Annotated in this window: 20 protein-coding genes; 6 read left to right on the forward strand and 14 right to left on the reverse strand. The window is 55.9% G+C overall.

All coding sequences use genetic code 11. From position 1 onward, the window contains the following. Positions 1 to 416: 416 nt before the first annotated feature. The 4 genes from ABVF61_RS07995 to ABVF61_RS08010 form a co-directional block, all read right to left on the reverse strand. The gene (locus ABVF61_RS07995) at positions 417 to 1,076 is read right to left on the reverse strand and encodes an imm11 family protein (protein ID WP_353992983.1); all 660 of its coding nucleotides are present in this window, start codon (positions 1,074 to 1,076) and stop codon (positions 417 to 419) included. Positions 1,077 to 1,079: 3 nt separating this feature from the next. After that, positions 1,080 to 1,988, reverse strand: a complete 909-nt coding sequence (locus ABVF61_RS08000; protein ID WP_353992984.1) for a DUF4261 domain-containing protein — start codon at positions 1,986 to 1,988, stop codon at positions 1,080 to 1,082. Then, entirely contained in the window at positions 1,948 to 2,577 is a 630-nt protein-coding gene (locus ABVF61_RS08005; protein ID WP_353992985.1) for a toxin-activating lysine-acyltransferase, read from the reverse strand. Before ABVF61_RS08005 ends, ABVF61_RS08000 begins: the two co-directional genes overlap by 41 nt. A gap of 436 nt (positions 2,578 to 3,013) precedes the next feature. Further along, positions 3,014 to 3,625, reverse strand: coding sequence for a TetR/AcrR family transcriptional regulator (locus ABVF61_RS08010; protein WP_353992986.1), 612 nt, complete (start codon positions 3,623 to 3,625; stop codon positions 3,014 to 3,016). Positions 3,626 to 3,741: 116 nt separating this feature from the next. Here ABVF61_RS08010 and ABVF61_RS08015 point away from each other — a divergent pair, with 116 nt between their 5' ends. Further along, positions 3,742 to 4,725, forward strand: a complete 984-nt coding sequence (locus ABVF61_RS08015; protein WP_353992987.1) for a zinc-dependent alcohol dehydrogenase family protein — start codon at positions 3,742 to 3,744, stop codon at positions 4,723 to 4,725. 479 nt (positions 4,726 to 5,204) lie between these two features. Here the strand turns inward: ABVF61_RS08015 and ABVF61_RS08020 are convergent, their stop codons facing one another. The 4 genes from ABVF61_RS08020 to ABVF61_RS08035 form a co-directional block, all read right to left on the reverse strand. Further along, complete coding sequence (locus ABVF61_RS08020; protein WP_353992988.1) at positions 5,205 to 5,621, reverse strand: hypothetical protein; 417 nt, start codon at positions 5,619 to 5,621, stop codon at positions 5,205 to 5,207. Between the two features lie 69 nt (positions 5,622 to 5,690). After that, entirely contained in the window at positions 5,691 to 6,410 is a 720-nt protein-coding gene (locus tag ABVF61_RS08025) for a hypothetical protein (RefSeq protein WP_353992989.1), read from the reverse strand. A 144-nt stretch (positions 6,411 to 6,554) separates the two neighbouring features. Then, positions 6,555 to 7,148, reverse strand: a complete 594-nt coding sequence (locus ABVF61_RS08030) for a hypothetical protein (RefSeq protein ID WP_353992990.1) — start codon at positions 7,146 to 7,148, stop codon at positions 6,555 to 6,557. Between the two features lie 656 nt (positions 7,149 to 7,804). After that, a complete protein-coding gene (locus ABVF61_RS08035; protein WP_353992991.1) occupies positions 7,805 to 8,527 on the reverse strand; it encodes a helix-turn-helix transcriptional regulator in 723 nt (240 codons plus the stop codon). 366 nt (positions 8,528 to 8,893) lie between these two features. Between ABVF61_RS08035 and ABVF61_RS08040 the strand changes: the two genes are divergently transcribed. Then, the gene (locus tag ABVF61_RS08040; protein ID WP_353992992.1) at positions 8,894 to 11,146 is read left to right on the forward strand and encodes a HAMP domain-containing methyl-accepting chemotaxis protein; all 2,253 of its coding nucleotides are present in this window, start codon (positions 8,894 to 8,896) and stop codon (positions 11,144 to 11,146) included. A 50-nt stretch (positions 11,147 to 11,196) separates the two neighbouring features. On the opposite strand, the gene ABVF61_RS08045 is transcribed toward ABVF61_RS08040, so the two are convergent. Next, positions 11,197 to 12,168 carry a LysR family transcriptional regulator gene (locus tag ABVF61_RS08045; protein WP_353992993.1) on the reverse strand — a complete coding sequence of 324 codons (972 nt, stop codon included), beginning with the start codon at positions 12,166 to 12,168 and terminating at the stop codon, positions 11,197 to 11,199. Between the two features lie 130 nt (positions 12,169 to 12,298). Between ABVF61_RS08045 and ABVF61_RS08050 the strand changes: the two genes are divergently transcribed. The 4 genes from ABVF61_RS08050 to ABVF61_RS08065 all read left to right on the forward strand — a co-directional run bounded on the left by ABVF61_RS08050 (position 12,299) and on the right by ABVF61_RS08065 (position 17,946). Next, a complete protein-coding gene (locus tag ABVF61_RS08050; RefSeq protein ID WP_353992994.1) occupies positions 12,299 to 13,309 on the forward strand; it encodes a TAXI family TRAP transporter solute-binding subunit in 1,011 nt (336 codons plus the stop codon). Between the two features lie 82 nt (positions 13,310 to 13,391). Further along, positions 13,392 to 15,605, forward strand: a complete 2,214-nt coding sequence (locus ABVF61_RS08055) for a TRAP transporter permease (protein WP_353992995.1) — start codon at positions 13,392 to 13,394, stop codon at positions 15,603 to 15,605. A 4-nt stretch (positions 15,606 to 15,609) separates the two neighbouring features. Next, positions 15,610 to 16,884: an NAD(P)/FAD-dependent oxidoreductase gene (locus ABVF61_RS08060; RefSeq protein ID WP_353992996.1), complete on the forward strand. Its 1,275-nt coding sequence runs from the start codon at positions 15,610 to 15,612 to the stop codon at positions 16,882 to 16,884. 309 nt (positions 16,885 to 17,193) lie between these two features. Further along, on the forward strand, positions 17,194 to 17,946 hold the full coding sequence (locus ABVF61_RS08065) for a DUF3750 domain-containing protein (RefSeq protein WP_353992997.1): 753 nt from the start codon (positions 17,194 to 17,196) through the stop codon (positions 17,944 to 17,946). Between the two features lie 38 nt (positions 17,947 to 17,984). Here the strand turns inward: ABVF61_RS08065 and ABVF61_RS08070 are convergent, their stop codons facing one another. The 5 genes from ABVF61_RS08070 to ABVF61_RS08090 form a co-directional block, all read right to left on the reverse strand. After that, entirely contained in the window at positions 17,985 to 19,109 is a 1,125-nt protein-coding gene (locus ABVF61_RS08070; protein WP_353992998.1) for a siroheme synthase family protein, read from the reverse strand. Next, positions 19,081 to 21,768: a molybdopterin-dependent oxidoreductase gene (locus tag ABVF61_RS08075; RefSeq protein WP_353992999.1), complete on the reverse strand. Its 2,688-nt coding sequence runs from the start codon at positions 21,766 to 21,768 to the stop codon at positions 19,081 to 19,083. Before ABVF61_RS08075 ends, ABVF61_RS08070 begins: the two co-directional genes overlap by 29 nt. 77 nt (positions 21,769 to 21,845) lie before the next feature. Next, complete coding sequence (gene nirD / locus ABVF61_RS08080; protein ID WP_353993000.1) at positions 21,846 to 22,190, reverse strand: nitrite reductase small subunit NirD; 345 nt, start codon at positions 22,188 to 22,190, stop codon at positions 21,846 to 21,848. Next, on the reverse strand, positions 22,187 to 24,640 hold the full coding sequence (gene nirB / locus ABVF61_RS08085; protein ID WP_353993001.1) for a nitrite reductase large subunit NirB: 2,454 nt from the start codon (positions 24,638 to 24,640) through the stop codon (positions 22,187 to 22,189). Before nirB ends, nirD begins: the two co-directional genes overlap by 4 nt. A 4-nt stretch (positions 24,641 to 24,644) precedes the next feature. Further along, positions 24,645 to 25,070: a globin family protein gene (locus ABVF61_RS08090; RefSeq protein WP_353993002.1), complete on the reverse strand. Its 426-nt coding sequence runs from the start codon at positions 25,068 to 25,070 to the stop codon at positions 24,645 to 24,647. Between the last annotated feature and the right edge of the window lie 15 nt (positions 25,071 to 25,085).

Consider the following 25,085-nt stretch of genomic DNA (forward strand, 5'->3'; position numbering starts at 1 on the left):
CTTTGGCTTGACTAAAACTAAAGCCGTTATTGAGTAATTCCCCTTGCCTGGCATTGAACTCACTCTCAACTTCTTGAAGCAACTTTCGAACGAAAGCATTGTACTTAGGGTGACTGTTTCCGTTTTTGTGTTGCGCAAATCCAGTCGACTTTGCCTCAGCTGCATCTGTTGGCAGAAACAAGCCATTAGTTGCAAAGTTGCTATGATCGTATAATCGCTTTCCATTTAAGTCGGTAGCGTTTTCAAGATCAGACATGAAAGAAAAATCTCTAGCCACTGAAGTCGGAATTAAGTGGTGTTTCTGCCAATCTCCTAGATTGTTGCCAGAACCAATTGACCGACCACTCGGGTCATCAATATCGATAGTAGAGTCTCTAAAATCACCCGTATTAATAGTCATTTTGCCCTCGACTCAATTAAATCTCTATTACATGAAAGTAGTCAAAGCGCTTGAAGCCGGACGACTCAGCGTTATTTTTCATTTCGTCCGAAAAGAAAAGACGGTTGGAGAAATGCTCATCACCCCACCAGACGTGCCGCCCTGAGATTCTGCTTTTGTCTACGTAGATAGTAGGAGGCGCTGCGTAGATGCTTGGTGCAGTTCTGAACTCAAGTAAATATCGAGGCTCACCAGTATACGTCTCGAAGCGGCGCCACTGTACATCCGACTTTTCTTCAATAATTGCGTCAACCTTGTTCAGACAGTTCCAATAGTAAAACGGAACACCAGTGGGCTCCCGATTTTTACGCAAGAGTGTTATTGGGACAAATTGATTTTTCTCAGGCTGATTCAAACCAACTTGTGGCTCAAAATCGTCAATCATGTCCTTGAATGTTTGTGAAATCGCCCAGCCGAAGCGGCCTGCAACAAATTGTTCCAGCGGAGTCTTTCGCTCCGAAAGCATTCGGTAAGTCTTCGGCAGAGCGTCCTTCATTTCACGGTTCAACGGCATTTTTAGTTGAAGCGAAATACTTGCAGCAGCAGCAAGTTCGTCGTCGCCGTTGAACTTTTCAAAGTCTGTGTCAATGCGCATGCCACGTTTTGCGTCTGCAGAAAGCTCTACCAGCCAAGCCATCGGTTACGCCCTCCCACGCTTGCCGAAGGAGGTAGATCGATGGTCGTTGGCAGAAGATTCACCACGCTCCCGGTCCAGACGACCTAACATCAGTTGTAGAATCGGCACGCCCGGCTGCGCACCTTCTGGCATATGGCGAATGTGGATTTTTTCCTCTTCACTCATCCCTAAGGTTTCACCATCCTTCAGCACGGGTCCGTGAGAGAGCAGATAAAGAGCGATGTTGAGCACGCGTGAGGCAACATCCTGAGGAGGCATCGGTGCTGGCTCGAACTGGATCTCGCGCCCGACAAACGGAAGCAAACCTTCAGTGACGAAACCTATGACCTTTTCCGTTTCAGGGATTGAAGGCGGTCTGTAGGGATAAACCTGCAACCAAAGATCCAGCGGAAAACTCTGCTCGCTGATCTGCTTGAGCGCTTCGAAGACCACCGAGGGGGCAGAAATCGTGTTTCCTGCCGTCCAGATGACCGAGAGCACTGGATGACTCTTTATCAGCGCCGCAGTCAGCAAGGTCAGGTCCACAGCACTTTGACGTTGACCGCCGAAACTCTCGTCCGACTTAAAGACTGCCGCGATGACGTGCGCTGAGTGTTTTTGCATCTCTGCTTTAGCGCCAGGCCAAGTCTGATTGTAAGCCAGTGGCCTATCAATCGCATCAGCTGGCAAGGGCTGGTCAACATACATGATCGCCAGAACCGTCTGCCCTATCTTAACCAAGTGTGTTGGTGAACCAGTTTCAGTCTCCTGTAGACCCAAGGCCTCAGCCGGGACGTTCGGCGCAAACGATTTGAGCGCGGCAATCACTTCACGCCCTTCTGCAAAATTTGGACTTTCGAGCGCCAACATTGTCATGAAACGATCGGACATTTCAGGCTCTTCCTTCCGTTGTGACTTCGGCAGCTTCTGCATCTGCCGCCTCTTCTCCATCAACGGATACACTATCGGTACCGATATGTACGCCCTTCATGTCCGCCCCTAAATCGGTGCGCATCTTCTCCACAAGTCGTGATTTCATTGCATCGGGACCGACCAACAGAACGAGCCAGGGTGTGTCGCCGCTCACCCACTCATGCGGCGCGAGGCGGAGCGGAGCACCCGCAGCCTTTTGGGCCTCAAGTTTCTCGTCTACTGCTTTGGAAACTTTTGCCCAGAGCGCAAATGCGAGCGGCACCGTCAGGCCGCTTTCCAGGCCGTCCTTGTCTTTCACCTTGCCGCGCAGTGTGAGCACCTGATTGACGGCAAGCGGCGGGGCCACAAGCCACTCCAGATCAGCGAGCGAGAGATGCCTGAGATACGGGTCGCGTAGCATGAGCGTGACGATCTCGCCAAAACCTGCATTCAGATCCCGGATCGTGTTGAAGAGTGTTTCGGCTTGGCTACGTGCAAGCCCCTCGCTTGTGTCTTTTCCGGTCTGCGGAGACTGCTCTATAACCCGCTCACCAGTGCCAACAGGCCCATCATTCTTTAGCTCAGCCTGATCGGCTGCCATAGACTGCATAATACCAATTGCCCCACACCCACACGCGTTATTGGCTAGCGGGCTTCATTCGTCGCAATCACTGCTTAAGTGATTAAGCCACACACACCCCAACACTCGCATTACGCGAGACTGTCACACCTGACAATGGTTGTAAATGGGTCGCAAATTACTTGCGTAAAGTTGTAATATTACTGTCAAAAATACAGAGTTTTCCGCTAAATTCTGCGTGTATCGACACACTTCCACACGCACTTTATGGGTGTGTTTCTGAATGTGTCTGCAAAAAATATCTGAAAAACGTGATCGGTTATCCACAGGGGCGTAACGTCATCTGGGAGCACGATTGCGCGGCAATTCGACAGGTTTGGGGGAAACAAAATTGGAGCGCAAGGCACTGGAGGTGTTCTCGGGGTTTTCGGCCGAAATGGGTCTGAATGTTTCCTGAAAACGGGCGTCAGGACCGCTGATTTTTGACAAATCCGCTCTTCATGACCGACGCAAGCTGGCCCGCGGCGTCTGCAGCCGAAAGCCCGGAGTTCCGCATCCAGCCCATCATCGCTCCTTCGACCAGGCCGTGTGCCATGGAGGCCATGAGCGGGATGTCGCCGTTGAGGAAAGCCCCGTCCCGCAGGCCGTCGCCATACATGAGCCTGATCTGCGCCTGAATGCGGTCGCCCGGCAAGGAGCTGTCGGCGTAGACGATATCCGTGGTCATGGACATCAGGCGCAGAAGCGGCTTGCGCTTTTCCGACAGGGTAAAGAGACCCAGGCACACGCGCTCGAGGCGCGCTGAATAATCACCGCCCTGCGACCAGTCGGACTGCATCTGAACCACGAACTCGTCTTCGAGCGATTCAAGCATGGCGCGCAGGAGCGTGATTTTGTTGTCATAGAACCTGTACACCGTTCCAACGGCAATTCCTGCTCGCTTCGCAATGTCGGCGATCGACACATTTTCATAGCCCTCCTCGGTGAAGAGGTGAAGCGCGGCGTCCAGAAGCGCCGCGCGCTTGGTCTCCGGGTCTCTGGTGCGCCTCGGCGCGGCAATCGGCGGTGATTTTATCATTACTGAATTTTATTCATTAGCGTTGACATATCAAGAGAGCCTCCCATCTAATTTAATGAATTTCATTCATTAGCGAAAAACACGAAATCATGATCTTGAAGATGGAGACGGAAAGAGTGAAACAGGCCATATACAAAACGCACGGCAATGCGGCTGAAGTCATTGAAATTGCTGAACGAGAACCACAGCCGCTTGCACCGGGAGAAACGCGCGTCAAAATTCTGCGTGCGCCGATCAATCCTTCGGACGTGTTTCAGATCGCCGGTCAATACGGCATCCAGCCGCCGCTTCCAGCGCCAGCCGGCATGGAGGGGATTGGCCGCGTTTCTGAAGTCAATGGCGAGGGACTGCCGGCAGGTACGCTGGTCTTGCTGCCCGAGCCTCCAGGCACCTGGGCGACAGAAAAGGTCTTCGCCTCTCGCACGCTCGTCCCGGTTCCAGAAGCAGACATTGATCAGTTGTCGATGATCTCGGTGAACCCGGCAACAGCCTACCTGCTCCTGACGCAATATGTCTCCTTGCAAGAAGGCGACTGGCTGATCCAGTCAGCTGCAAACTCCGCCGTTGGCCGCTATGTCACCCAGCTCGCCAAGGCGCGCGGCATCCGCGTTGCATCGGTGGTGCGGCGGGAAAGCGCGATTGCCGACGTTATCGAAGCAGGCGCGGACGTTGCCTTTGTCGATGGCCTCGATCTTGCGGAGCGTGTTGCCGCGGAACTGGACGAGGCACCGGTGCTCGCGCTTGATGCGGTTGCGGGCAAAACCCTCGGGCGACTCGCGGCGACGCTCGCGCCGAATGGTATTGCGGTGCTTTACGGCGGCATGTCGGGCGAAAACGCGACGCTGTCCGATGCATCGGTCATTTTCAAAAATGTCTCGATCCGCGGTTTCTGGCTGGTCCACTGGTTCCAGAATTCATCGCGCGATGAACAGCAACGGGTCTATGCGGAACTGACGGCCCTGATACTTGAGGGCAAGCTCAATGCGCCCGTCGATCGCGTTTTTCCGCTTGAGGACATTAAGGAAGCGCTCGCCTACACGATGAAAGGCGAAAGGGCCGGCAAGGTTCTGATCGCGCCGAACGGCCTCTCATCGCGCTAAAGACAAGCCAGCCCTTTCGGGCAACGCCAGACACCGAAACTTCACTATAAAGCCGGAAGCTCGTGCCGCCCACTTTGGTTGTGTGTGGACTTGGCCGTTCCCTCTGTGCTGAGACCGCTGCCCAATGACAGCGCCTTTTTCGCTATAGGCGCTGTCCGACTTGCTGCGGAAGCAACTTCCAGGGTTTGGCTGAACCATAACAAAGGCGATCGGGTGAGATGCCCGGCCGTCTTTCCAGGATCAGGCCGATGGCGAAGCTCTTCATGCGCAAAGGCACGAAATCCGATTGGCCGTCTACGTACCGAAACAGAGTATGGATACCTGCCGGAGACATCAAAGACGTCCACACAATCGATGTCTATTGCCCGACGCTGTCGCGTGAGATCAGCGAGAAAATTTTATCGGCAAAGGGGAAAAAGTTCTTGCCGAGCGTAATACCTGCAGGGCAGTCGGCTCACGAACCAATACGGTAGCGTTTGTTATCGATAGGCATCTTTGAATTCTTCTAGAAGTCTGCTCCTCCCGACACGCCGGTTTTCCATGCAATCGGCGTGTTCCTGATCCTGGAATAATCTACAATCTGTTGAGTAGACTTCATCAAGACCCATGTAGTAGTCGATCATGTTGTTTAGCAATTTCGTATCCAAGCTGCCGGCGCGCTCCTTTGCAAAAACTTCAACGCGTTCCAGATAAGCCTTGCAACGTGTTTCGAATATCCCTTGCCGCCAAGATTGCGCACAGGACTTAAATTCGTCATCGCCGAAAAAATTACCTGTCATGAAATCCGCAATAAGTGCCAAATTCTGTTCGTGCGACAACGGCACGAAGTCGGCCTTTGCTGCCGTGATCGGCAATAGGCAAGCCGTTGCAAAACCCAGTATCCTATGCATGTTCATGCAGTGCCCCACGATCAGACCTGCTCGTCACATTATTTACGGCGATCAGCGCCCCAAACTGAACCGTAGCTAACGACAATTCAATCCGTCACAGGTCAAGATCTTGTTTCTTGGATTGAAGGAAGAAGTCAATTCGCTCAATAGCGACAAGCGCACTTCTTGCCAACGAGACAATTCTTCCTTGGGTATTCCCGAAACCCAAACCTCCCAATTATTGTAGAATATTGTATAGACACAGGATTTGCTATGCTTCGGACATCCGATCGTCAAGAAATTATTACTATCTTCAATATTACCGTAGTAGGTATCAATCGCAGCAGAGCAGCCAATTTTTTCACTTTGGTTCTTCTTATAGAGACCGTTCGTGTCCGGGACTGCTTCCACGCCACACACACGCTTTCCTTGGTTATAATAATCAGAAATCGGATCCCAAAAATAAGATTGTGCAAATCCAACCGAAAATACTAATTTAACCTTTCCGCTTATCAATGAAATGAATTTTACAAATGCGATTTTTGTTTGCGTTTCTTCTAGTTCGGTAAACTTTATTGAAAAGTCAGACCTAAATATTTTTTCACTTTTGATATTACAATCATGCAACCCCACAGACTCATAATCCAAAGCGTCAGGCGAAACATCCAGGCGCAATATCGCATACGAAGTTTCTTCACTTTGCGTCAAACTTCGAGCAAAACAAAACTCTTTCAAGGTATCGCCAGATGCATGAGCTTCACTTCTCAAACAAAATAAAAATATTGTATTTACAGTAAATACTGCGAATCTGAACATAAAAACCTTGTTTAGCGAAATTACGTACGAACATTGGCATCTTCAGACCTTTATTCGCACAGATTTCATGACACTTACATACCACCACGCAGGTGACTTATCTCTATAGATAATAGAAAATCGAGTATTTCCTTAAATTTTTTCTTAGTATTCATCACAAAAGCAGCCAAATCCGCAAACATCGAAAACTAGATCCAGTTCCGATTCTTCACGCCATTTTTTCATTTCCGCCGAATTAAAACTACACAAAGCCGCCTCTTTATTATGACTATAACCAAACAAAAATAGAGATTTTTCTCTATATGGAACTAAACTCACCTCCAGATTACTCGTTGAAACTATAAATCGGTAGTTATCTGCTTGTTCTGCTGGCACTGACTCCAACATTTGTCCGCCCATCAGAACCTTTGAATCGGGACCCATATATCGGCAATATCGAATATCGCGCTCACCTGCGCACATAGACACCATCCTGGTCGCCTCCCTCAGGAGAGACTCACGTTGCATCTTGATTTTCGATAATTCCTCTTCTTGAAGTCCTTGCGACTCCAACCAGTCCATCTGCGCTTCGATTGCAGTCAGACCGTATGCGTGAATCTCCTCAATGTAGTCCTCGGTTGTTTTGATGCCGTCCGCCAAACAAAACCGTGTCCCGAAGTAAGGCTGGTTCAACCATGCGACAACAAGAAGAATTGCTCCGCCGAGCAGGATGTAACCTATGACAATTCTACTTTCCATGGCGCTTGAATTCTACGTATATCCGACAGGTAATTTTGGCATAAAGCTTTAAAACAATATCTCTGTGCAGTTCGCGCGTATTTGTCGTGCAACTATTTTGCGCATAATCCAAATTTTATTGCTTTTCCAGCGCCTTCAAACACTCCGGACATATAAGCGAGGGTTACGGGATTTTAGTAACTCGCGATACCAGTCTTCCGATCTCAAAGAGCGCGCATTGAGGTCTCGGATCGGGTCGGAATTTAGTTTGGGCGGCCTGCAACAAAGTGCTCCAGCTTAGTCCTTCGCTCTGAGAGCATCCGATGTGTCTTTGGCAGAGCAATTCTCATTTCACGGATTAACGGCATCTAGTGTTGAAGCGATATACTTGCTGCAGCAGTGGGCTCGGCATCGTTGTGGAGCATTTCAAAGTCTCACTCAACGCGCATGCCACGTCGTGCGTCAGCAGAAATCTGTGCCGCCCAGGCCCTTCGCTCTGTTTCTCCTTTTCGCACCAACAATCGTTTGGGGCGCTTTCTTTATGCCCGCGGCTCAACACAAACCAAGCAACATATTCGGGAAATATCAGAACCCTTGTCGAACCATTTCACGAGAAGACCACTGCCTTGAACCGCGAGGCGCTACCGGTCCACGCGATCGATGCAAACCACCCTACTTCAAGAAACAATACCGGAGCGTATGGCCGTGGCGATGGTGTGGGCCCGGTTGACCGCACCGAGTTTCCGGGCCGCTGATATCATGTAGCTCGACACGGTGTTTTCGGAGATCGACAGGATGACACCGATCTCGTTGTTGGTCTTGCCTTCCGCCGACCAGTAGACGCACTCACGCTCCCGCGGAGACAGGTGATCGGACGAGTCCGTCAGCCTCTCGGCGACTTCGGAAATCTGGTTATAGGTAAAGAGTGACAACAGATGCAGCGTTGCCAACTCGTCCGGGTCGAGCTTCTGCCTGTTGCCGGTAAAGGAAACCGCGCCCCGTCGCCCGGTCGCGTCATAGGTCGGGAAATAGACACCGCCCATCATCTCGAAATCCTTGAACAGGCCGACAGAACTCTGCGTTTCTTCTGGTGAGCGCTTCTTGTTGACCGCTTCCAGTTCCCATTCCAGCGGATCGATTGAACTGCGCAGTTGCTCGATGATCGGGCTGTTCACCACGAGTTTCATCTCGTCATAGGCACGAATAAGTTCCGGCGGCCAGTTGCTGACAATCATATGCGACGAGATTTGCGTCGAATTCCGGTCCGGCAGAAACAGAACAGCGAACCTGTCAAATCCAAATTCGTCGCACAGCTTTTTTAGAAACTTGAAAACATCGTAATTCGTTCGAACTTCAGAGAGCTCACGATAGCACTCTCCCACAAACAGTGTTTTTCCCATTCAGCCCACTCGATAGAGGCCCGCCCCCTCGTTCCCCAGATACGGTCACGATACGGTTCGGCGTTCGCCCTGAAGCGCGGTGAACGCGTCCGGAACGCCAATAGCCTTTCGACCAGCGCAACGCCTCCCCTCTGCCCAGGATCGGCGCACTGTCAGATGATGGCGCTTGTGGCCGAACACGCAACCAAAAAATGCAATGTAGGTAGTACTACGCAACTCCTGGATGCCCGCAAGACCGTAAACACGGGGTTAACGGTGCCCTGGCGGATTTTCACCCATTGTTACCGGGAGCCTCGTGTTCAGTGGTTTTTTGCAAGCCCCCGCCATCCTTGATTTGACTTGGAATCAGCCCGCAAGGACAGCAGGATGCACGCCAAAACGAACTCGCATGACCCCCGCACCCATGACAATGCGCCCAAACCGGCCCGGTCCGGCATACAGCGCAGATCGATGTTCCGAGGGGTTTCCGGGCGGCTTTTTGTCGGGCTCGGCCTGATTGTGCTGCTCGGCGTCGGTATCGGCGCAACCGGGCTTTCCTATCTCGCCTCCGTCGAGCGCACGCTGAACGAGATCACCGACATCACTGCGCCGTCGGTCGAGACCGCAGACGACATGATTGCCAATATCTGGGAAACCAACAAGATCGCCGAAGAGATCATCGCCGACGAAGAGCTTTCCGATGTCGAGCAACTCGCCCAAGAGTTCGCTGAAAAGTCGCAGATGTTCTACACCTATATGGGCGAGCTGGAGGCACTGGTACGCGACGAGGCCATGCTGGCGCATATTGAAGAGGCGCGGCGCGAGCACAAGGACTTCATCAAACACACCAACGAGATGATCTTCGCGCACACCGAAGAGCTGAACGAGGAAGCATCCGCCAACCGCCTGCTCACAGCTTTTGACGACAGCGGTGCGCTCCTGATCCAGATGCTGGATGAATTTGCGCAGGAAAACGAAGCGGAAATGGCCAAAGCCCAGGCGGACGGAGACAGGTTGGCAGCCTCGGGAGCCGCAACAGGTGCTGAAGTAAACGCCATCCTGAAAGAGCTTTTCGAGAAGGACTATCCCGTTGTCGAAGCCGCGCTGAAACTGCAGCGCATCATCATTGAGATGCAGGATACTGCCGGCGAATATCTTGCGCTGGAAGACCCCGCAAGGCTCGGCGTTCCTTTCGGTGAATTCCAGGCCCTCTCGCAAAAGGCAAGGCCATTCCTGGATATCCTCGCCAATCTTGCCGAGTCGCAGGAAGATGCTGACGATGCCGCCCGCCTGCAGGCAGCCTTTGAAACCTGGTTCTCCACCGCTGCACTGGATGAACAGCTTTTCGACACGCACCGGGACATGCTGAAAATGGAAGCCGAAGCCGATCTGGCAACGGAAGAACTGGAAACAGATGCCGACGCTGTCGCAAGCGCTCTAGAAAAAGTTGCTTCCGCGGCGGACGCGATCAGCGATGGCGCGGACGAGGCCAGCGCCATCACGGTCGCGAATGCGCAGATCGCCATTTCGACGGCGGTTATCCTGCTGATGGTTGTGTCCGCGGTTCTCATGCTGATCGTCCGCAACACGGTCGTCCATCCGATCGTCAACATGACACAGGCCATGCAGTCGCTGGCCGGCGGTAAACTGGACATCCATATTCCGGCGCTCGGCAAGAAGGATGAAGTCGGTGCGATGGCGTCCGCCGTTGAAGTGTTCCGCGACAATGCGGTTGAGACAGAAGCGCTGCGGCAGGAACAGGCGGAAAGCGAACGGCGGGTTGAAGAGGAAAAACGTGCGGCCACGCTTCGCATGGCCGACGATCTTGAATCGAGCGTGATGGGCGTCGTCGAGCACGTTTCCAACGCAACCCACGAAATGACCGTAACGGCAAAGACCATGTCCGAGTCGTCCGCGCAGACCCGCTCGAAGGCGACAACCGTCGCCAGTGCATCCGAGGAAGCGACAGTGACCGCCCAGACCGTTGCCTCGGCGGCCGAACAGTTGTCCCAGTCGATCCAGGAGATTTCCCGGCAGGTGGAAGACGCCAAGTCGGTCGCATCGAATGGTGAGCAACAGGCAATCTCCACCAACGCGACTGTGCAGGGCCTTGCCGAAGGCGCTCAGAAGATCGGCGACGTCGTCGACCTGATCAACGACATTGCAGAGCAGACCAATCTGCTGGCCCTCAACGCGACGATCGAAGCGGCTCGCGCCGGGGAATCCGGCCGCGGCTTTGCGGTCGTGGCCTCGGAGGTAAAGGAGCTGGCATCGCAAACCGCGAAGGCAACTGAGGAAATCAGGCAGCAGATCAGCTCGATGCAGGAATCAACGCATCAGACCGTCGGCGAAATCGAATCCGTCGTCGCAGCCATGTCGCGCATCAGCGACATGACAACAGCTGTCTCCGCCTCCGTCGGCGAACAGAACACGGCGACCCAGCATATTGCTCAAAACATCCAGCAGACCGCCTCCGGTACGCAAGACGTTTCGGAAAACATCATCGATGTGAATGCTGCAGCACAGCAGTCCAGCGACGCGGCTGGCCATGTCGTGAAGGTTGTCGATGAGCTGACCACACAGGCCGATGTTCTTCAGAGCGAATTGAGCAAATTCCTGAAAACACTGCGGGCCGCCTAAACGATCAACGGCGCCGACAAAGGAGCGTTGTGCCGCGCGACGTTGTGCTGTCACGCGCCGGAACCAGGCGATGAAGCGGAGCAAGTTTCCCAGCGTGGTTCCGCGCCCACCCGGTCGAGCAGGTTGAACAGCGAAGTCCGCCACTTTGAGCGCACCTTGTGTGCAATCTGAGACAAGGGCCGGTGCACGGGTGACAGAATAGCGTAGTCGTATCTGAGGTTGCAATCCAGGCGGCGGAAGACAACCTCACCACCAGTGCTCTTGAGCTCCAGTTCATTCACCACGCTGAGCGGGTCGACGAGCGCAAGGCATTTTCCCGTCCGCACGAACTGTAACAGTGGCATGAAGGTCTGGCTCTCGACCACTTTCCGATAGTAAACGCCTTGCTCGGCGAACAGCGACACGGAGCGTTTTTCGTGCGTGTGCGAGGGCTGCAGACCACCCATTGGAACGCCATCCAGGGCGCGGATCGAGAAAGGATCCAGTTCCGGCATGTCATGGGTCGACGGCATTGCGACGAAGCATCCCGCACTGATGATCTCGATTTCGTATTGTGCGCTTTGCTTTAGTCTGGCCGGTGCGTCGCAAAAGCCGAAATCTATGCTCTGCGAGCGCGCGAGTTCTTCGATCTGCTGCGAGCTGCGCGACGTGATCGACAGGTTCACCTTCTCAAGGTCATCAATGACCGAGGCGACGAACCTTGGGAAGATAAAAGCTGCGGGCCCCGGCATTGCGGTCACGTTCAAGTCTCCGGTGTTACCGCCTGCAAGACTTCGCATCGTGTGTGTGACACTGGAAAGCCGGTCAAGTATCTCCTCAGATTCCGCATGGAGATAGTGCGCCTCCGGCACCGGAACCATCTGGCGTCCCTTTCGTTCAAACAGCGCAAGGCCGAGCGAGTCTTCCAAGGAACGTATTGCGAGGCTGACGGCTGGTTGCGTTCGCCCAAGCTTGCGGGCAGCCTCGGAAATCGACGAAGAGGTCATGACCGCGCGGAATGCGGAAATCTGGCTGATATTCATACCAGAACTATAAGCCAAACTTTGAAAAACTAAAGAACTTCAAATTTGTATTAATTGAACTGCCTCGTATTGTTTGAAGATCAAAACCGGCCTTGGCCACGCAAGCCGAGCCCAATCGAGGGGAATTCAGATGAACAAACTTGTGAGACTTGGGAGCGCTGTTGCGCTCGCAACGCTTTTCGCCGGCTCCGCGCTGGCGCAGGATCCAACCTTCTTCCGCATCGGCACCGGCAGTGCGGGCGGCACTTACTTTCCGATCGGCGGAACGATCGCAAACGGCATCTCGTCACCACCTGGCTCGCGCCCCTGCGATGAAGGCGGGCAGTGCGGCGTTCCCGGCCTGATCGCCATTGCGCAGTCGACAACCGCTTCTGTCTTCAACAATACGGCCGTGCAGAAAGGCGAACTGGAAGCCGGCCTTGCAGCTGCAGACGTGACCCGCTCGATGTATCTGGGCGAAGGCAAGTTCGACGGAAAACCACATGAAAAGCTGCGGATCGTGGCAAATCTCTTTCCGGAAGATCTGCATCTGGTCCTGCCCAAGGGTGCGTCCATCGAGGGTCTTGCGGATCTGAAGGAAAAGCGCGTCGGGATTGCTCAGGCAGGATCAGGGACGCAGGTTGCCGTTCTGCAAATGCTCGATGCATGGGGTGTCAACCGGGACAATATGAGTGAAGCAGAACTGAACAACAGCCAATCGGCCGAGCGGCTGGCAGACGGTCAGCTCGACGCTTACTTCTATGCAGCAGGCTGGCCGGTTTCCGCGATGGTGCAACTGGCGACGACGAAGGGCATGGAACTGCACAGTTTCACCGAGGACGATCTTGCCAAGATCAATGAGATCATCCCCGCTTACATTCCTTCAAAGATCCCGGCCGGAGTGTACGAGGGTATCGACTACGAAGTGAAAACCCCTGCCGTGTCGGCTCTTCTGGTCGTCTCTTCGGACCTTTCGGAAGAGCTTGTCTACGGCATTACGAAAGCCATGTGGAACGACAATACGCGCAAGCTTCTCGACAACGGTCATGCGAAGGGCAAGCAGATCACGCCCGACACCGCGCTTGACGGGGTCCTGGCACTTGGTGTGCCGCTTCATCCAGGTGCGGAGAAATTCTACAAGGAAGCCGGTCTCCTGAAATAGCACGGTCCCTCCTCTGTGCACCAAGGGGTGGTGAGCGCTTCCCCTCACCGCCCCTTCCCAGATCCCATTTCCGGAGGCTGTCATGAGCAATCCGCAGACCGAACCTGTTCGCGAGCTCAGCGAAGAAGAACTGGCCGACATCGAGAAGAAATTCGATGAAGGCGCGGCCGTTCGCAAGGTGGCTCCTGGATTTTCATCATTCCTGAGAGCCGTTGCACTGGCCTTCGCCATCTACCACTACCTGACCGCGGGTTTCGGCTTGCCGCCGGACTACTGGCACATGGGGATCCATCTCTCCGGACTGTTCATCCTGATTTACGCGCTTTATCCGCACCGCAAAACGGACACAGCCTTTGATCTGAACACGGGTGCTCTGCGGCTCGGCGGCGTGCCTTATCTAGATGTCTTGCTGATGGTGCTGGGCGTCATGTCGGCACTTTACCTCGGATTTGCCTGGCACGGGATCCCGGCTCTTGGCATCGAGGAACAAACCTTCCGAATGGGAAATCCCAACGGCTACGATCTGCTCTTCGGCGGCATCCTGATTGTTCTCGTTCTCGACATTGCGCGCCGGACGCTTGGCTGGATACTGCCGCTCATCATTTGTCTTTTCATATCCTACGCGTTGTTCGGGCCCTATTTTCCGGGCATCCTTCAGCATCCGGGCGTGAAGATTAAAACGTTTATCTCCTCAATGTACTTCCCCCAGGAAGGCATATTCGGGGTCACGCTCTGGGTCGTATCGACCATCGTCTTCCACTTCGTGCTCTTCGGCGTGATTGCGCAGCGAACGGGTCTCGGACAGCTGTTCATCGACAATGCGACAATCCTTGCGGGCCGCTACACCGGGGGACCGGCGAAGGTCTCCGTCGTGTCGTCGGCATTTTTCGGCACGATTTCCGGCTCGTCCGTTGCCAACACCGTTTCAACTGGCGCGCTTACAATTCCCAACATGAAGCGCCTCGGGTATCCGGGCCATTTCGCGGGAGGCGTAGAAGCCGCCGCATCGGCCGGCGGCCAGATCACGCCGCCGATCATGGGGGCCGCAGCCTTCATCATGGCGGAATTTCTGGAAGTGCCCTACACGACGATCGTCATCGCGGCCATTTTTCCGGCACTCCTGCATTATGTGGGCGTTTTCGCCGTGGTTCACCTCATGGCCCGAAAACTGGGTCTGAAGGGACTGGCCCGCGATGCCTTGCCCAAGCTTGGAACCGTGTGGCGCGAAGGTTGGGCGAACATCGTTCCTCTCATTGGCCTGTTGAGCGTCCTGTTCTCCGGCTATACGCCCTATATGTCGGCCTTTTGCGGCATCTCTCTGTCGATCATCGCCGGCATGTCCCGACTGCGCGAACCGGTCACCCTTGTCTACGCTGCCGCATTCATCGCCTTTGTCGTCTGGAAATATGTCGGCGGCGGCTTCGAACTGCCGATAACAGCGCTCCTGGTGGGCGGCTCAATCGTTGCAACACTCAATCCGCAACGCAGAATATCCATCAGTGAAATGGCCGACACGTTCGAAACGGGTGTGAAATATGCACTCGCAGTCGGTGCGGCCGCCGCGGCAGTCGGGATCGTGATCGGTGTGATCAACACGACAGGCGTCGGATTCCGCATCGGTTTCATGGTCACGCAAGCTGCGTCAAATCTCGGCAACGATCTTGCCTGGCTGTTCACTTTCGGAGGCTATGAGCTGTTTTCGGTTCAGGATCTGACCCTGTTCATCAGCCTGGTCTTCATCGCCCTGGCCTGCATTTTGATGGGTGCGGGTGTTCCGACCACAGCCCTTTACATCATGCTGGTGTCGGTCGCGCAGCCGGCGCTTGCCCAACTCGGCATTCCGCCGATCGCCAGCCACATGTTCGTGCTCTATTACGGGGTCGTGGCCGAGATCACGCCGCCGGTCTGTACCTCCGCCTATGCCGCGGCAGCGATCGCAAACTCAAATCCGTTCCGGACAGGCATATCCGCCTTCACGCTTGGCCTCGGCAAGGTGGTGGCGCCAATGGCGTTTGTCTACGCACCGGTTCTCCTGTTCGTGTCGTCCACTGGCTTTGACTTCATCGAATTCAGCTACACGGCGTCGAGCTGCATTGCCGGCGTCATAGCCTTGTCGGCAGCCGTCGTTGGTTACTGGCTTGCGCCAATGGGTGCCGTTTATAGGTGGCTGATGGCAATCGCAGGCATCATCTTCATCGCCCCGTCCTTGCAAGGAGATCTGATCGCGTTGCTGATCGCAGCTCCTGCCGTCATCAGCCAGGCTGTTGCAAGGCGTCGCCAGACGGCCGTGGCATGACATCATGACAAAAGACGTAACGGTTCTTGGCGCTGGAATCATAGGAATTTGCACAGCTCTGTCACTACTGGAACGCGGCGCCCGAGTCAGGCTGATTGACCGGGGCGAACCGGGTCAGGAGGCTTCCTTTGGCAATGCGGGGATCATATCGCCCTGGTCGATCATTCCTCAGTCCTTACCGGGTGTCTGGCGCCAGATCCCCCAGTTGATGCTGTCGCATAATCCTGCGCTGACGATCAGGCCAAAAACACTCTTCAAGATGATCCCCTGGGGTTTGGAGTTTTTGAAACGCGGCCGCCCGGAGATTGTCGAAGAGGCAGCAGATACGATGGAGTTCTTATGTGCGCCGTCGATCGACCTTTACCGCAGGCATCTGGAAGGTACAGGTGGTGAGCAACTGGTTCGCGACAGTTTCTATGTTCACGCCTTCAGAGATGCCGGCAAAGCCAATCTTGACGCAATAGACTACCGAATCCGGCGTGAGAAAGGAGCGGATGTTGTCCTGGCGGACCAGAATGAGCTGAGACGACTGGAACCCGCGCTGAGCAAAGATTTCAAGGGGGCTGTCCTGATCCGGGGCCAGGCGCGGGCGGTATCCCCTGGCCGGATCGGGCAGATTCTGGCTGCCAAGGTCAAGAACCTGGGCGGCGAAATCCTGATGCGTGACATCACCTCTTTGCACAAGACGGAAGATGGATGGTCCGTCGATTGTGGCGAGGAGCAATTCTCGGCTTCGTCTGTTGTTCTGTCTTTGGGGGCCTGGAGCCCTGCCTTGCTTGAACCTCTTGGCATCCGGATGCCGCTGATGGCCGAGCGCGGATACCATGTCGAATTTCCGGAGCCAGGGATCACACTCACGCATTCGATCATGGATGTGGACCGCAAGGTTGTTGCAAGCAGCATGGAAAACGGGATGCGCCTGGCAGGCCTCGCTGAATTCGCGCCCGTAGATGCGGCCCCCGACGCACGCAAGAAACCGCAACTGGAGAGCATTGCGCAGGCCATGTTCCCTGACCTCAACGCCAGCAAGCCAAACTTCTGGATGGGACGGCGGCCATCCTTCCCGGACAGTCTGCCAGCCCTTGGCTGCTGGCCGGATTTCGACGGGCTGGTGGCCAATTTCGGTCATTCGCACTACGGGCTGATGATGGCCCCGAAATCTGGCGAAGTGGCTGCCGATATTGTATTGGGTGTGTCGCAGAACCGTGATCTGGGGGCTCTTTCACCGGTCCGTTTTTCCCGCAGGCCGCGATCAGCGCACGAGGTTCGGAAAAGCTGACCCTCGCAAGAGAACAGCCTGGAAAGATCTCGAGACTTGAAGAGCGACCGCGATTAACCGAAGCGACAGTGGACGACCTAACGCGCACGACTTTGGCGATTCTCCGGAAGTGGGCCAGCCTCACCGGTACACGCAGCGGATATTCACATTTTCGCCAGATAAGAACTGCAGTTTTGGGCCGGTTAAACAGAACTTGTCTTGCGCGCTAAAATCGTTGTGATTGCGGCTCAAGTTGACGTTTGCGGATTTCGGATCGAAGCTGTTGCACAGTCTCGTGCTTCGGCAATCAATTGGTTCAGGGTGTTGCTCTTGAAGCTTGTTTTTCGCTTCGTTTCACGACTTGTCCTTTTTCTCTTGCTGGTTTTCATCCTGCCTGCACTCGTTCATCTTGGTGTCTGGAGCATGATGGACAGGCCGCAAGGCTGGCGGCATGCGACATGGGCCAGCTCCGGCATTCTGCCGAAAGAGCCTCCGGTCGACAAAGCAGAGATCTATGTGCTGACCGCCCGCACCGGCGGCTTGAAAGGCGCGTTCGCAACGCATTCCTGGATCGTTTTGAAACCGGTCGGGGCAAGTACATACGACAGATACGATGTCGTTGGCTGGGGCACGCCTGTGAGGAAAAACGCCTATGACGCGGATGGCCACTGGTACTCCAACAAACCGGAGATCAACTATCACCTGACCGGCGGGAAGGCCGAAAAACTGCTGCCGCTGGTGGAAGAGGCGATCGCTGCCTACCGCTGGCGTGAACGCGGCGACTATACAATTTGGCCGGGCCCGAATTCGAACACCTTCGTCGCCAATGTCCTGGAGAAGGTCCCGGCACTTGCCGCGGCAACGCCGACGACCGGCGTCGGCCGCGATTTTCCGGCAGACGGACGGTGGATCGGGCAGCGCAGCAACGGTGATCTCTTTGCCACTTTGGGCGGGTATTTCGGAATTGTGGTTGGCAGCGGTGTCGGTATCGAAATTAATTTCCTCGGGCTTGTCGCGGGTATCAATCCACTCGCGCTGGAAATCTCGATCCCCGCTTTCGGCGCACTCAGCTTGTCTGACTGAGGGGGAACAAAGGCCAAAAATTCAAGACGTTGAAACCCTCAGCCAGCCGCAGCGTCATCAATCTGCAACCTGCGCTCAGAATTTGAGGCACTATAGGAAGCAATCGCAACACCCGGCACCACGCTCGCCGGGATGCCCGCCTCCTGCAGCCGCTGCAATTCAGTTTCCGCCTCTCCAGACGACAGATCACCCGATTTCAGATGCACGACGTGTTTGCCTTGCCTGGCAAGCATGACCATCCGGTCACTGGTTGTTCCTTCAGCTTTGCTCCCGTCACCGTTTCTGCCGACAAGCATTCGCTTGGCTTCCCGCCGCGCGAGTTCAAGCACTGTATTGTCGACACGGTCATCGAAAAGAATCACGTCCGCTGACTGAAGCGTTCGCATGGCTTTCAATGTCAGGTGTTCAGCATCTCCCGGCCCTGCGCCGACAATCGTCACGCGCCCTGCTGAGACCTGACTGGCTTCTTGAAATAATGGATCCAACGCGCGACCTTCCGCCGTTTCCGCCGCCTCGCGTCCTGAAAAGGCGAGATCCGTGAAACCCTCCCAGAACCGGCGCCGCTCTGCGCCCGCTGACAATTGCGACAGGACCTTCGCCCGTACCTTGCGGGCAAGCACCGCCCAGTCTTGCAACGAGGCAGGCAAGAGCGTCTCGATACGGCGCCGGATGGCCTGCCCCAGAATGGGCGCAGCGCCATCTGTCGAGATGCCGATCACAACCGGCGACCGATTGACGATGGATCCGAACTGAAAATCACAAAACGCCGGTTTGTCGATGACATTCACCGGGATTCCTGCACTGCGCGCGGCACAGTAGAAAGCCTGCGCCTCGCCATCGCTTGCCGCATCGGCAATCGCGACAGCGGCATGATTGAAATCGCCAAGGCTCCATGGACGATCATGATGCGTGAAACGCCCACTTACGCTCCCGGTCGAAAGGAGTGCGGAAAATGTGTCGTCCAACTGCTCTGCAAAGACATGTACATGCGCACCTCCAGCTGCCAGCAGTTCCGCCTTCCAGGCCGCAGCGTCCGTGCCGCCCGCCAGAACGACTTTTCGCCCTTTCAAGGGGAAAAACAGCGGCAAACTGGCAAGTGCTTCCACGCGCGCAGGGCGCCGCTTGCGGACAGCTTCAACCGGCTTGGGCGATGTCGGTGTCATCACAAGTCTCCTTGAGCCTCGCATCGAGAAGCGTCTGGATTTCAGACCGGCACGAGCCGCAATTTGTTCCAGCCTTCAGGCAGGCCCCTATCGCTTTCACGGTCGCTGCACCGTCCCTGGCGGCGGCCGCGATTTCAGCGCTGCCAACCTGAAAGCAGGAACACACAATAGCTCCCTTTTCCGGCATGTCGGCGGGTGGCCGGCCCGCGAGAACGCTAAACCGGTTATGGGGCGGAACACTTGGTGTTTCCAGTAGTTCGCAGGCCCATTGCCTGGAAACCGACACGGGCTCACCCGCGCAAAAGAGGACCCCGGTGAGTGTTTCCCCGCACCAACCGGCAATGCGCCGCAGCCCGCTATGTGCGTCCTCGAACTGCAAGAGTTCCGCGTTTTCACCGAAAAAACCGCGGGCGAGGCTGACAAGATCAGTCCGCGCATCTCCGGCCATTTCCACGCGCCACCCACCCCTCGTGGGGGCAACCGTCCAGTACCCGGTTCGAGGCAATACGGGCTTTTCCCGTACCACCGCAAAACCGTACCAATCGTAGTCAAGTTTGCGCACGGAAACAGGTGTAAACTTCGATCCAGGCTGACCGGAAACCGGGTCCACTTCCGGCGCAACGACAGCATCGACACGGCCTTTCGACGACATCTGGTTTGTCCAGTGCATGGGGACGAACACAGACCCCGGCCGTATCCGTTCCGTCACCTGAGCACGCACGACTACGGAACCATAGGGGCTTTTCACTTCCACCAGATCGGCTGCCCCGAGCCCGGCTGCTGCTGCATCGTCAGGATGAATTTCGACAAACGGTTCGGCAATGTGCGACGACAGGCGCGGCGCTTTACCCGTGCGTGTCAGCGTGTGCCACTGATCGCGCACGCGCCCGGTGTTGAGAACGAACGGATATTTGCGCCCCGTCTTACGCGGCGGTTTTTGCATCACCGGTATGAAAGACGCCTTGCGGTCGGCAGTGAAGAAGCCGCCCTTGGCAAAAAAGCGGGTGTCTTTCCGAGACCCGCCCTTTCGTTGCGGCCACTGCACCGGTTCAAGCTCATCGAATGCATCGGACGAGATATCGGCAAGAGCACTGATATCAAAGTCCCGCCGACCCTCGTTTTCAAAGCCGGACAGCGCCGCATGTTCCCGGAAGATGGCGTCCGGGCCGTCATAGCCGAATGCGTCTTCAAACCCCATTCGCCGTGCGACTTCGGCGAGTTGCCACCAGTCAGGTGTCACGTTACCTGGCAGATCCAGGAACCGTTTTTGCCGCGAGATCCTGCGTTCCGAATTGGTCACCGTGCCGTCTTTCTCGCCCCAGGCGGCTGCAGGCAACAAAACATCCGCATAGGCAACGGTGTCGGCCGCACGCGTGACATCGGACACGACGACAAAGGGGCAGGCTTCAAGAGCCGCGGCCACGCCGTCTGCATCCGGCAGGCTGTCGACCGGGTTGGTGGACATGATCCAAATCGCCTTCACCCTGCCGTCGCGTGCGGCCTGGAACATATCGACGGCCTTGAAGCCCTGCTGCTCCGCTATGACCGGGCTCTGCCAGAAGGATTTCACCAGCGCACGGTGATCGGGATTTTCAATCGCCATATGGGCCGCCAGCATGTTGGCGAGACCGCCCACTTCACGTCCACCCATCGCATTGGGCTGTCCGGTTGCTGAAAACGGCCCCATGCCGGGTCTGCCGATCCTGCCGGTTGCCAGATGCGTGTTGATGATCGCGTTGACCTTGTCCGTGCCGCAGACCGATTGGTTGACGCCCTGCGAATAGACGGTCACCGTTTTCGGTGTGCGGGCCACCATCGTGTAGAAGGTCGCAATGTCGCGGGGAGACAGTCCGGTCTCCTCCGAAATCCGGTTGATCTCGCACGCGCCTGCGGATTGAATTGCCGCTTCGAACCCCTTGGTGTGGCTGTCTATGTAAGCATGATCGAGCGTGTCGGATTCTGCCAGAAACGCCAGCAACCCATTGAAAAGAGAAACATCCGTATCCGGATTGAGCGCTAGATGCAGGTCGGCAATGGCACAGGTTGCCGTCTCGCGCGGGTCGACGACCACGACGCGCATATTCGGGTTATCTGCCTTTGCGGCCTCGACGCGCTGGAACAGGACCGGATGACACCAGGCAAGATTCGATCCGACAAGAACCAGCAGATCGCAGCTTTCCAGGTCTTCGTAGGTTCCGGGAACCGTATCACTGCCGAAGGCGCGCCGGTGCCCGGCGACCGATGAGGCCATGCAGAGCCGGGAGTTGGTGTCGATATTCGCCGACCCGATGAAGCCCTTCATCAGCTTGTTGGCGACGTAATAGTCCTCTGTGAGGATTTGTCCCGACACGTAAAATGCGACGCTGTCAGGGCCGTAGTCCCTGACAGCGCTGGAGAATTTTTCAGCCACCAGATCAAGGGCGGATGCCCAGTCTGTCTGCTTACCGTTAACTTCCGGATGAAGCAGCCTGTCCTCCAGCGACAGGGTTTCACCAAGAGCGGAGCCTTTCGAGCACAGTCTTCCGAAATTCGCCGGGTGATCCGGGTCGCCCTTGATGTCGACCGACCCGTCCGGCAACCGGGTCGCAAGAACCCCGCAGCCGACACCGCAATAGGGACAGGTTGTCTTGACCGTTTTTGTGTTTTTTGAAGCGGTCACGCCTGCCCTCCTTTTTCTTTCCTCTCCAGACCCGGCCGTTTTGTTATCTCAATGCCAAGCATGTGTAGGTCTTCCGTTCATCCGGCCCGGCGGGCAAGATCGTCGGCGGCAAGGAGCACCTTGCCGTTTTCAACCCGTGCTGCCGTTATCGGAACCGACCCCTCGTCAGCGCCGCGCGCGAGACCGGTTGCCAGATCGAATACCCAGTTGTGCAAGGGGCAGGTGACCGAAGATCCGTGAACGATCCCCTGGCTCAGCGGCCCGCCCTTGTGGGGGCAGCGGTCATCAAGCGCAAAGACCTCGTCGTCCACCGTCCGAAAAACCGCGATGCAGCCACGATCAGTCTTCACGACCCGCGCGCCTTCCCGAGGGATGTCCTTAAGGTCCCCGATCGCTACCCAGCTTCGTGTTTCCGCGTTCATTCGGCTGCCTCCGCTTGCAGAACCGCCATCGGTTTGAATTCATGCTTGTCCTTGCCGGAGACGCGCTCCGACCAGGGATCGACCTGCGCGAATTTCTGACTGAACACGAAGCGGTCGAAATAGGCCTTACGCTTCTCGGCATCGTCCATGATCTGACTGCGGATCTCGTCATAGCCGATGCGTTTCGCCCACTTGTAGATCCGCTCCAGATAGTGGCCCTGCTCCCGGTACATCTGCGTCAGAGCCACGATGTGTTCGAGCGCCTCGTCTTCGGTTTTCACCAGACCAAGGACTTCCGTTCCCTTGATGTCGAGACCGGCAGCACCTGCAAAATGGATCTCGTAGCCGCTGTCGACACATATGACCCCGATATCCTTGCAGGTCGCTTCGGCGCAGTTGCGCGGACAGCCAGAAACGGCAAGCTTCAGCTTGGCCGGCGTCCAGGAGCCCCACATGAACTTCTCGATCTTGATGCCAAGCCCGGTCGAGTCCTGGGTTCCAAACCGGCACCAGTCCGATCCGACGCAGGTTTTGACCGTCCGCAGACCCTTGGCGTAGGCTTGCCCGGAAACGAACCCCGCCTTGCCGAGATCCGCCCAGACCTCCGGCAGGTCTTCCTTCTTGATACCCAGCATGTCGATGCGCTGACCGCCGGTGCATTTCACGGCCGGAATGTTGAACTTGTCGACGACGTCGGCGATCGCCCGCAGTTCCTTGGAGGACGTCATGCCACCCCACATACGCGGAACGACAGAATAAGTTCCGTCCTTCTGGATGTTAGCGTGGACGCGCTCGTTGATGAACCGGGACTGATAGTCGTCGGCATATTCATCCGGCCAGTCGCTGACGAGGTAGTAGTTGAGCGCCGGGCGGCACTTTGCACACCCGCCGGAAGACGTCCATTCCAGTTCCTGCATGACCTGCGGAATGGTTTTCAGCCCTTTGGACTTGATCAGTCGGCGCACCTCGCTGTGACCGAGATGGGTGCAGCCGCACATCGGCGTCACCGCAGCCGGATTGTAGGCATCGCCAAGCGTCACTTGCATCAATTGCTCGACGAGACCAGTGCACGTTCCACAGGATGCAGATGCCTTGGTGTGGGCCCGGACGTCATCGAGCGACGTCAGTCCCTTGTCAGTGATCGCACCAACGATCCTTCCTTTACAAACGCCGTTGCAGCCGCAGATTTCCGCATCATCCGGCAAGGCTGCAACGGCCGCCGTAGGGTCCAGTGGGGCGCCCCCCTGATACGCCTGGCCGAAAATCAGGGTTTCCCGCATTTCGGAAACGTCTGATTGTTTTTTCAAGAGATCGAAGAACCAGGGCCCGTCAGCAGTTTCACCATATAGAACCGCCCCGATGATGCGATTGTCCTTCAGAACCAGCCGCTTATAGACACCGGCCGATGCATCGCGCAGAACGATTTCCTCGCGGTCGTCACCTTCCGCAAAATCGCCGGCGGAATAAAGATCGACACCCGTCACCTTCAGCTTGGTGGCCGTCACCGAACCGGTATATTCCGACGTTCCGCCCAACAGATTGTCGGCGATAACTTCCGCCATCTCGTAAAGCGGCGCCACAAGGCCGTAGCACATGCCGCGATGTTCGACACATTCGCCAAGTGAAAAAATATCCGGATCACTGGTGCGCATGTCGTCGCCGACCTGAACACCGCGCCCCACATCAAGAGATGCGGATTTGGCAAGATCGGCAGATGGGCGGATCCCGACGGCCATGACCACGATGCTGGCCTCTATCTCGGTGCCATCATCCAGCTTGATGCCTCTCACCTTGCCCGAGCCATCGTCAAGGATCTCATGGCTGTTCGCTTTGGTGCGCACATCAATCCCGCGCCGCTTGAATTCTTCTTCCAGAAGGAAACCGGCGGCAGGATCCAGCTGACGTTCCATCAAGGTCGGCATCAGGTGCAGGACGGTAACGTCCATGCCCTGCATCTTCAGACCTGCAGCGGCCTCGAGCCCAAGAAGCCCGCCGCCGATGACGACAGCCCGGCCGCCCCTCTTTGCCGCGTCGAGCATCTTTTCAACATCATCCAGATCCCGGTAGGTGAGCACACCGTCCAGATCCTTGCCCGGCAGCGGGATGATGAAGGGATTGGAGCCGGTGGCGATGACCAGTTTGTCGTAGGAAGCTGTGAGACCGTTTTCGGCGGTTACCGTCTTTTCGTTCCGGTCAATCTGCGCAACCTTGGCGGACTTGTGTAAAGTCACACCGTGTTCGCCATACCAGTCGTCACCATGAGTGATGATGTCCTCGTATGCCTTTTCACCCGAAAGCACCGGCGACAACATGAGGCGATTGTAGTTCACCCTCGGTTCCGCATTGAAAATGGTCACGTCATAGGCGTCGCTGTCTTTCTCGAACAGGTATTCGAGCATCCGACCCGGCGCCATGCCGTTACCTACAATGACAAGTTTTTTCTTTTCCATCGGCTTACTCCGCCGCTTCTGCGCTTGAATAGGCAGCCTCGATCATGACGTTTGAGAGTGTCGCGTAAGCAGCACTCCAGGCGGTTCGTGTCGCTTCGTCGAACGCGTCTCCGAGCCCCTGTTCCAAGGTCCAGATCAGGGCAGCGCCAACAGGCGGATAGTGCGCAGGCTCAACACCGTAATCCACGTGCTTGACCGCAAGCGTCTTTGCGGTCGGCAAAATGGTTTCGAAGTTTGAAAGCCCGTTCACAACGACCCCCAACGTGGTCATCAGCTTGCGGCCCTGGTCCTCAATGTCGGATTTGAAAAGCGGCTTTGTCTCAGGCGCAATCTGAAACAGCCTGCCATAGAAGAGTTCGGCAGCCTTGTCCGATATCGGAGCAACTTTTCGAAAAGAGGTCTGTATGAGCTGGATCTGATCTGGCGTCATTCTTGTTGTGTCTCC

Origin of the sequence: Roseibium sp. HPY-6 (genome assembly GCF_040530035.1) — a bacterium.
Classification (GTDB): domain Bacteria; phylum Pseudomonadota; class Alphaproteobacteria; order Rhizobiales; family Stappiaceae; genus Roseibium.